Annotated in this window: 5 protein-coding genes and 1 pseudogene; 2 read left to right on the top strand and 4 right to left on the bottom strand. The window is 43.0% G+C overall.

The genetic code is table 11. From position 1 onward, the window contains the following. Positions 1-414: 414 nt before the first annotated feature. From fbp to ACE1AQ_RS03060, 3 genes are all read right to left on the bottom strand, one after another. Positions 415-1,461, bottom strand: coding sequence for a class 1 fructose-bisphosphatase (gene fbp, locus ACE1AQ_RS03070; RefSeq protein WP_008201893.1), 1,047 nt, complete (start codon positions 1,459-1,461; stop codon positions 415-417). Between the two features lie 178 nt (positions 1,462-1,639). Beyond that, positions 1,640-2,422, bottom strand: a complete 783-nt coding sequence (locus tag ACE1AQ_RS03065; RefSeq protein ID WP_008201894.1) for a DUF3153 domain-containing protein — start codon at positions 2,420-2,422, stop codon at positions 1,640-1,642. Between the two features lie 2 nt (positions 2,423-2,424). After that, complete coding sequence (locus ACE1AQ_RS03060; RefSeq protein ID WP_008201895.1) at positions 2,425-4,677, bottom strand: ribonuclease R family protein; 2,253 nt, start codon at positions 4,675-4,677, stop codon at positions 2,425-2,427. A gap of 421 nt (positions 4,678-5,098) precedes the next feature. Between ACE1AQ_RS03060 and ACE1AQ_RS03055 the strand changes: the two genes are divergently transcribed. Then, a complete protein-coding gene (locus tag ACE1AQ_RS03055; protein WP_110543238.1) occupies positions 5,099-5,875 on the top strand; it encodes a hypothetical protein in 777 nt (258 codons plus the stop codon). A 260-nt stretch (positions 5,876-6,135) separates the two neighbouring features. On the opposite strand, the gene ACE1AQ_RS03050 is transcribed toward ACE1AQ_RS03055, so the two are convergent. Further along, positions 6,136-7,428: a DUF4377 domain-containing protein gene (locus ACE1AQ_RS03050; protein WP_110543241.1), complete on the bottom strand. Its 1,293-nt coding sequence runs from the start codon at positions 7,426-7,428 to the stop codon at positions 6,136-6,138. Between the two features lie 163 nt (positions 7,429-7,591). Between ACE1AQ_RS03050 and ACE1AQ_RS03045 the strand changes: the two are divergent. After that, a pseudogene (locus ACE1AQ_RS03045) lies at positions 7,592-7,708 on the top strand (YbaB/EbfC family nucleoid-associated protein); the annotation flags it as partial.

The following is a 7,708-nucleotide window of genomic DNA, read 5'->3' as shown; positions in this document are numbered from 1 at the left end:
ACTCGACCGACCCAACTGCAACAAAAAGCGTTAGATTTATTGGGAGTTTCCCTGATTTGTACCCAGTAACGGGGCGGCGTAAATTCTCTTAATCCCTTCTACAGCACAGCTTATGGCTTTTTGTCAACGGGGAAGTCCAGTGATACAGGTAGCCTGTACTCAACGGATTTAGTATCAATAAGTAGGTAGGCGTTAAAAGTTGTCAGATCCCCCCGCCTATCGGCACCCCCCTTATCAAGGGGGGCAGGGGGGATCGAACCTAAAATCCATTTTTAATTTAATTATAACCAGCTACTTAAGTACCTAAGCAAAATTAATTACACATATCTAACCACCTCTTGCCTCTTGCCTCTTGCCTATCTTCACTAGGAAATTAATTTTGCACGACTACTTATCTCGAAATAAAACTATAAGTTAAAGTTGATTGCGATGACGGCGATCGGCGATAAAAGACTCCACCAATTTAACATCTTCGACACTACCGATCACTAAAGGTGTGCGGGTGTGTAATTTATCGGGAACGATATCTAGAAGATTTATCACCCCATCACTAGCTTTACCTCCTGCCTGTTCAATTAAAAAAGCAAGGGGTGCAGTTTCATAAATTAAGCGCAATTTCCCCTGGGGATTTTTAACAGTACCAGGATAGAGAAAAACACCGCCCTGCATTAAAATTCGATGGATATCTCCCACTAACGCCCCACTGTAACGGGCCGTGTAACCATCATGGCGGTGGACATAACGGGTATAGTCGCGAATTGCCTCATCCCACTGCCAAAAATTGCCCTCATTGGTACTATAAATCGGACCGTGATCGGGGATAATAATATTCTCTTGGGCGAGGATAAATTCCCCTAAACTGGGGTCAAGGACAAAGGCATGAACACCGCGACCGATCGAGTAAACTAAAATAGTCGAGGGTCCGTAGAGAATATAACCGGCGGCGATTTGTTGACGACCATTTTGCAGTAAATCCCGCGCCTCTCCGTCTAAATCATTGCCTTCCTGTTGACGGATGGCAAAAATCGAACCCACATTTAGGTTAATATCCACATTGGAAGAACCATCGATCGGGTCGTAGAGTAGGGTATAGCGACCGATGGGACAGTTTTCTGGGATATAATAGGGTTTATCCATTTCCTCGGAAGCAAGACGGCAAACTAAACCACTTTGCTTAAAAACCGAGATAAATACCTCATTGGCAAAAACGTCCATTTTCTTGACTGATTCCCCTTGGACGTTGGTTTCTCCAGTAAAACCTAGCACATCCGCCATCAATCCCGCTTTACTGAGACGACGGGCAATTAATTTCCCGGCTAGGGCAATTCGACTCATAATTGCGCTTAAATCCTGCGCGTCGGGGGAAAAGCTTTGTAATTGTTGCAGGACGTGACGGGAGAGGGTGGTACAATCTCGATCGAGGCTATGTTCGGGGATAGAAAAGGGAATATTGCTAACCATAACTGTAATTGCCAGTAATAAAGTAATAAAGGGAAAACCGTCTAGTCTCAATTATGACTATGATTTGATCCTAGCCAAGATTTTCCCTATCGTTGGCCAATTTTTAGATCAGTTTCATAAGTTGGCCAATCTTTCCCTCATTGATAATTAAATCTCGGTCAATAGTTGCCATCTCAATTTAAGTCGATGGGGATACACCGGGCCAGCGTTTATATTTCAAGTAATAGGCAAAACTTGTTAATAAAACAATAATTACTGTGCCGATACCTAAGTAGTTAGGAACCCAAAAAGCCGCCGCAATGGTGTTAATTTCTCCCGGTTTTAAATGCCAAATTAACTGATTATCAACTTGTTCTACTGGGGGATTTAATCCTGAGTCATCTTCAATATTTTGACCAGGAAAGGGAGTCTTTAAAGCGAAGTCGATAGCGACTAAGGAACCGGGGCTAACGATAATATTTCCCTGTTCGGAAAGTACACCTAAAGCCCGCAAATCAACGGTTAATTTTAAGTTTTTCTGGGTCAAAAAGAAGCAATCTTGTTCTGTAACTGCCAGTTTTGAATCTAGTTGCAGTAACTTGCTATCATCGGTATTAGCAGAATTTTTGATTTTAAAGGAAGAACTAGGATCAAAAAATTGATTGAATTTTTCCTCTAATTCCTGACTATTACTAAAGGGAATAGTCACAATTATTTCCCGTTCGGAAATAGGAGCGGTTTTCCCCTTAAGTAATTTTGCCCTCTGTTCGATACTATTTAACCATTTAGTGGCTTCGGTTTGACTGAGACTGGTTAAACGTTGTCCGAGGGTGATATGTTGAATAATTTCCCCGTGGTGTTGGTGGGGAAAATTAATGCCCACATCGTAACGGACACAGCCGGTTAAAAAGAGAAAAATACCGCATAAAAAGGGCAGAATAAAGCGGGTTTTACCGATTTTTTCGGTGGTTGGTTGATTCATAATTAATCTTCTTCTAAGTCGTCATAACTTGCTGAACTGCCACCGCTAACCGTAACTAGATCGATTTGCTGACGATAATAGTCTACATCTTTTACCTCCACTTCCACCTCATCACCGAGACGATAGGCAACGCGATTTTTCCGTCCTACCAAACAGCTATGACGGGCGCGATATTCGTACCAATCATCCTTGAGAGAAGAAACATGAACCAACCCTTCCACTAATAAATCGGAAATTTCCACGAAGAAACCATAGGATTGTACACCGGTAATTAAGCCGCGAAAAACTTGACCCATTCTTTCTTTCATTTTCTCGGCTTTTTTCAATCCTTCTAGGTCTTTTTCCGCATCTTCAGCAATTTTTGAGCGATCATTGAGATGGGAAACAATGAGGTGACTTTCTTCTTCTAACTCCTCCTGAATTTGGCTTGGTAGAATATTCCAATTAATCTGTCCATGACAGCTATTACTGCCCAAATTAACCCCGACTTTGACGATTTTGCTGCGGCGATCTTTCCCCTCTGTTAATAGGATTTTTAACACCCGTTGTACCCAAAGATCGGCATATCTTTGCAGGGGTGAGAGACAGTGGGTATAATTGCCAGTATAGGCCAAACCAAAATGGGGTAAAGGATGGCTGCTATATCTAACTAATTTGAGAGTTTCTTGCAGGAGATAATTGAGGACTTTCACCGATGTGGAAGCGGAAAAAGTGCGGGTGAGATTTTGATAGTCATTGGGTTTAATCTCCTCCTCGGCAGTTAAATTTAATTCTGCCCCTAAATTATTGGCTAATTTGAGTAAATCCTCCAATTCATCCCAATCCGGTTCCGATTGTCCACAGTAGATACAGGGCAATTTTAAGGCCTGTAAATGTTCAGCGACAACTTTGCCGGCTAAAATCGCCACTTCTGTCAGTAAAGAACGGGCTGGTAAATTATTAGAAGCGAGAACAGTCCCCCCCCGTCCTTCGTCTTTGTAGGGAGAGATTTTGTCTAATTGAATATCAAAACTACCCCGCTGCAGACGTTGGGATTTTAGGGTGGGGCAAACGCTGAAAAATAAATCTTTCAGGGTTTCAACGGTATCGGTGGGGGCAGCTGCGCTATCTTCTTCACTGAGCAGATCGCGCACCTGTTGATAGGTAAAATGTTGATCCACTTGGATGAGGCTGCGGGTGATTTCGTACTCCACTAGCTCCCCCTTATCATCGAGGGTGACGAGGATAGAAATAGCGGGGCGCTGTTCTTGGGGTGACAGGGAACAACGACTGGTAAGGGCAGCTGGAACTAATGGCAGCACTTTTTCGCCTAAATAGACGGCAGTTCCCCGTTTTTTGGCAACTTTATCCAATAATCCACCCCGTTCAATGTAACGGGTGACATCGCTGATATGAATGGCGACTTGCCAGCGATTTTGGTTGATTTTCTCTAAAGAAAAGGCATTTTCAATGATCGGGGGATAATCCAGGGGGGTGTCATCTTCGATGGTAAAGGTGAAGAGTTGGGTTAAATCTCGCAGTTGTTCTTTTTCGCCACTATCGAAGAAATCGGCTAAATTATCGGCAATTTCGAGGGCTTCTGGCGGAAAATTATGGGGTAGATCGTGTTTACAGGAGACGATATCCGTGTCGGCAGCGGCCTCGGCCGTGGAACCGAGAATGCGAGTAACTTTGCCGATGGGAGGCATTTCCCCTAGGGGATAACGGAGGACGGAAACATGAACGAGGTGATCGATGTTTTCTTGGAGGTTTTGACCATTTTCGAGGAGATTAAGGGTAAATTTCAGGCGATCATCCAGGGGAACCGCTACGAACTGCTCATTTTCCTGTTTTACTTGCGCTAGAAGCGAAGGGTTAGCTCGTTCGAGAATTAATCTCACCTCTCCCTCTGGGGAACGACGACGGGTCCCCTCGCGGATGATTTTGACTAAAACTCGATCGCCATTCCAAGCGTTACTTAGATGATTTTTCGAGACGTAGATGTCATCAGCATCTTCGATATCTTGGATAGCAAAGCAAAATTCTTTACTGGAACAGCGCAGCTTTGCTTCTACGATATTTTCCTCGATCACGCGACGATAGCGCCCGCGTTCTTTGACAACCATTCCCAGACGTTCCAAAGCATCGAGAATCACTTGCAATTTTTCACAGCTTTCGGGATCGTCTTCGCAGCCTAATTTTTTTTCGAGAATTTTACCCGTAGCTAATTTATCATCACTAAGATGAGAGAGGAGTGTGGCGATCGAGAAGTCCATCTGACAATAATCCTTACTTACAAGACACTGACGGAATCGTGAATAATTAAGTTTAAATACTTAATAATGAGAAGGTGGATTTAAACCATTGACTCCAGAGATCATCTCTATCGGGGTAATTGCGATCGCTGGTGGTGACAGTGAGGGTAAACTGACCAAGCATCAAACACCCGAACCTACCCTGAGCATTATCGAAGCCTTTGTTAGTATAAGCCAATAGCGAACACCGGCAAACTTTTCGGCCATTGCTCGTCTTTCTGGCGGAAGCTTCAGCCTAGTAGAATCTTCTTACTGTGGGCAAGGCTAATCCTAGCACTGAAAATTTTATCTAACCTTTAATCTTAGCAAGAACTTGCTACATTTTTCCATAATTACGATAGAGTATTCTAATATAAGTACAAAAGAACTCGAAAAAGTCACCATGTTGCAAAAGTTACGCCAACGTTACCCCCAAGTTGCCCTGATTAGTGAGTTAGTTCAAATCGATCATGGCAAGTATATTGTGAAAGCGATCGTGGAAATTGAAGGAAAAACGGTTGTTACAGGTTTAGCAGCAGCAGATACGGTGGAAATCGCCGAAGATAGAGCCAGAGAACGGGCTTTACTGCTTTTAGAGGCTGAAAGCACCCCCGATCTCCAGCTTGTGGAAAAAATCAGCCCCAATAATATTTCTCTACCGGAAGATTTACCTAAACCCGTCCCTAGTGCCAAAAAATCGACTAAAACGGCTAAAGTCACTGAAATACCTCGTCCTGAAGCTAAAATTGAACCAGAATTACCCCAAGTTAAGGATATTCCCCCAGCTAAAATTGAACCAGAATTACCCCAAGTTAAGGATATTCCCCCGGCTAAAATTGAGCCGGAATTACCCGAAGTTAAGGATATTCCTTTACCAGAACCAGAGCCTTTATTATTAGAAACGGAAACCGATAATTACTCCTTATTAACAGAATTGCCAGAAGAAGCGAATTTAACTGAAGAAGAACCCCCAGAACCGGAGCCAGTTGTTGTTATTCCCGAAGAAATCGATTATTCAGTCCTTAAAACTAAAATTGATGTGGAGATGAAACGATTAGCTTGGACCACAGAAAAAGGTCGGGAATACCTGATTTCTACCTATGGCAAAAAGTCACGTTTACTCCTAACTAACGAGGAGTTATTAGAATTTTATAACTACTTATCTAGTATCAGTGCCTAATTACTAAACCTGCTGCATAAATCAAAAATCTTCCCTTAAGTGAGGAGTCTCCGAGCCATTATTCTCCCAGTCAGGAGAAGCAGCAAGAAATAGATTATTTTCTAGCAGTAGAAAAGCGATCTTTTTCGGGAAAATGCGATTAAAAACTCACTTTTGCGGGAGATATAATAAAAAAGGAAGCTATTAACTGCCAGTCTTTTTTTCCCTATCTCACTGATAACTGATAACTGATAACTGATAACTGATAACTGATAACTGAATTAATTTCTCACCGCTTCTGTTTCCGCTTCTTTGGGAACAACCACTGGCAATCCGCTGACTGTTTCAATTTGATAAATAACGCGACTTAATTGGGAAGGACAACAGAGAGGATCCGTGTCTTTATAGCGATTAAAAACGACAATAATTCGATCGCTATTTTGTAAAACAATTCTCTGAGATGCCCCATCAGCGCGAGAATCCATCGGTCGCGGGGAAAGAGTGCCAGCGAATTTACCATCGACAAAAACAAAGTCTTGATAACCCATCGGTCGGCACATTCCATCCACTCCACTCATGGCCGAAATAATGCTAGTTTTCCCATAGGTTTGCACGGCCCCGTACAGTAACCATCCTGCTTTATTAAGTGCTTGTTCATTGGCAGTAATTGCCGGACGAACCTGTTCACGACACTGGTTATCGATCACGGTTTTAACGGGAGATTTTGGGATAGGTGCCTTGGCTTTATTCCAATTAGTTAACGGTCGATCAAACCAAGCTCGCGGAGTCTCTTTTTCTGGGGTTTGGCTAATAACTTCTAATAGCTTCCATGTTTCTGAACTTTGATTATTAGCTGGATTGGAGATGGTTTCAACGCTAACTTTAATTTGATAGAAAAATCCTGGTTTATATTCAAATCCCTCGATAGTATTAGGGAACAATCTCCAGTTTTCTTCTGGTTTTTCTCGCATCTGTAAACAGTCTTTGCTTTGGCCTTGAGTACAGGGTTGTTTCCTGGAATTGATATAAATTGTCCTTTCCGTGCGCGTGGTGGTTGGTGCGGGGGTAAAAGTGAGTATTCCTAAACCTTCGGGAGTACGATAAAATAATTGTAAATCGCCTTTAGCTGTCACTTGGAATTGTTCCACTCCTTGCAAGGCGGCCAGATATTGATTTTCCTGTTTCATCTCTGGTTCCGGACAAGCTTTTTTGGTAGTAGCGATCGCTTGGTTGATCTGAAGCGTGCCATTGTTGACTTGATAGCCGGTATTATACTGGTTGCATCCGGCCGAACCACTGAGGATATTTTTCTGGAAAGCGGCGGTAATTTCCGTTTCTTTGACCAAACTTCCGGCTGTCCAACCCCTTAGTTTCCATCGAGTCCCCTCCAAAGGGGAAGTATTAGCGATCGCCACTTTTGCTGCTAAAGCACAACTTAGGGCAATTGTCAAGAAAATTCCCGTTTTTTTGGCGTTCAAAATTGCTATTCTCCTCGTCAAAGCAACAATTCTATTATGGCTTGGGGCGGTTGCCCGGCGGCCCGGGATAAAGGGTAGAAAAAGACTTTTCCCCATTTCTCGACTCCTTCCCTTGGCTTGATTCTATCAGAGGCCAAGGCCGATAGTCGCCCCCCGATTGCAGAGGTTTTATCGTCCTCCAATGGTCAAAAGTTGACCCTGGTTCATCCTAAGCAGTATAATAAAAACCTTGAGCGACCCCTTAAACAAAAAAAATATTATGGCACAAGGACAAGGATTCGGATTCGGTCTCGGTAAGATTAAAGAATTACAAGACGCTTTCCAAAAAGCGCAACAGGTGCAACAAGGGGCCAAAGTTCTGCAAGAAGAACTAGAA

Source organism: Microcystis sp. BLCC-F209, from assembly GCF_041928595.1.
Lineage (GTDB): Bacteria > Cyanobacteriota > Cyanobacteriia > Cyanobacteriales > Microcystaceae > Microcystis.
This window is presented reverse-complemented; position numbering and strand designations above follow the sequence as displayed.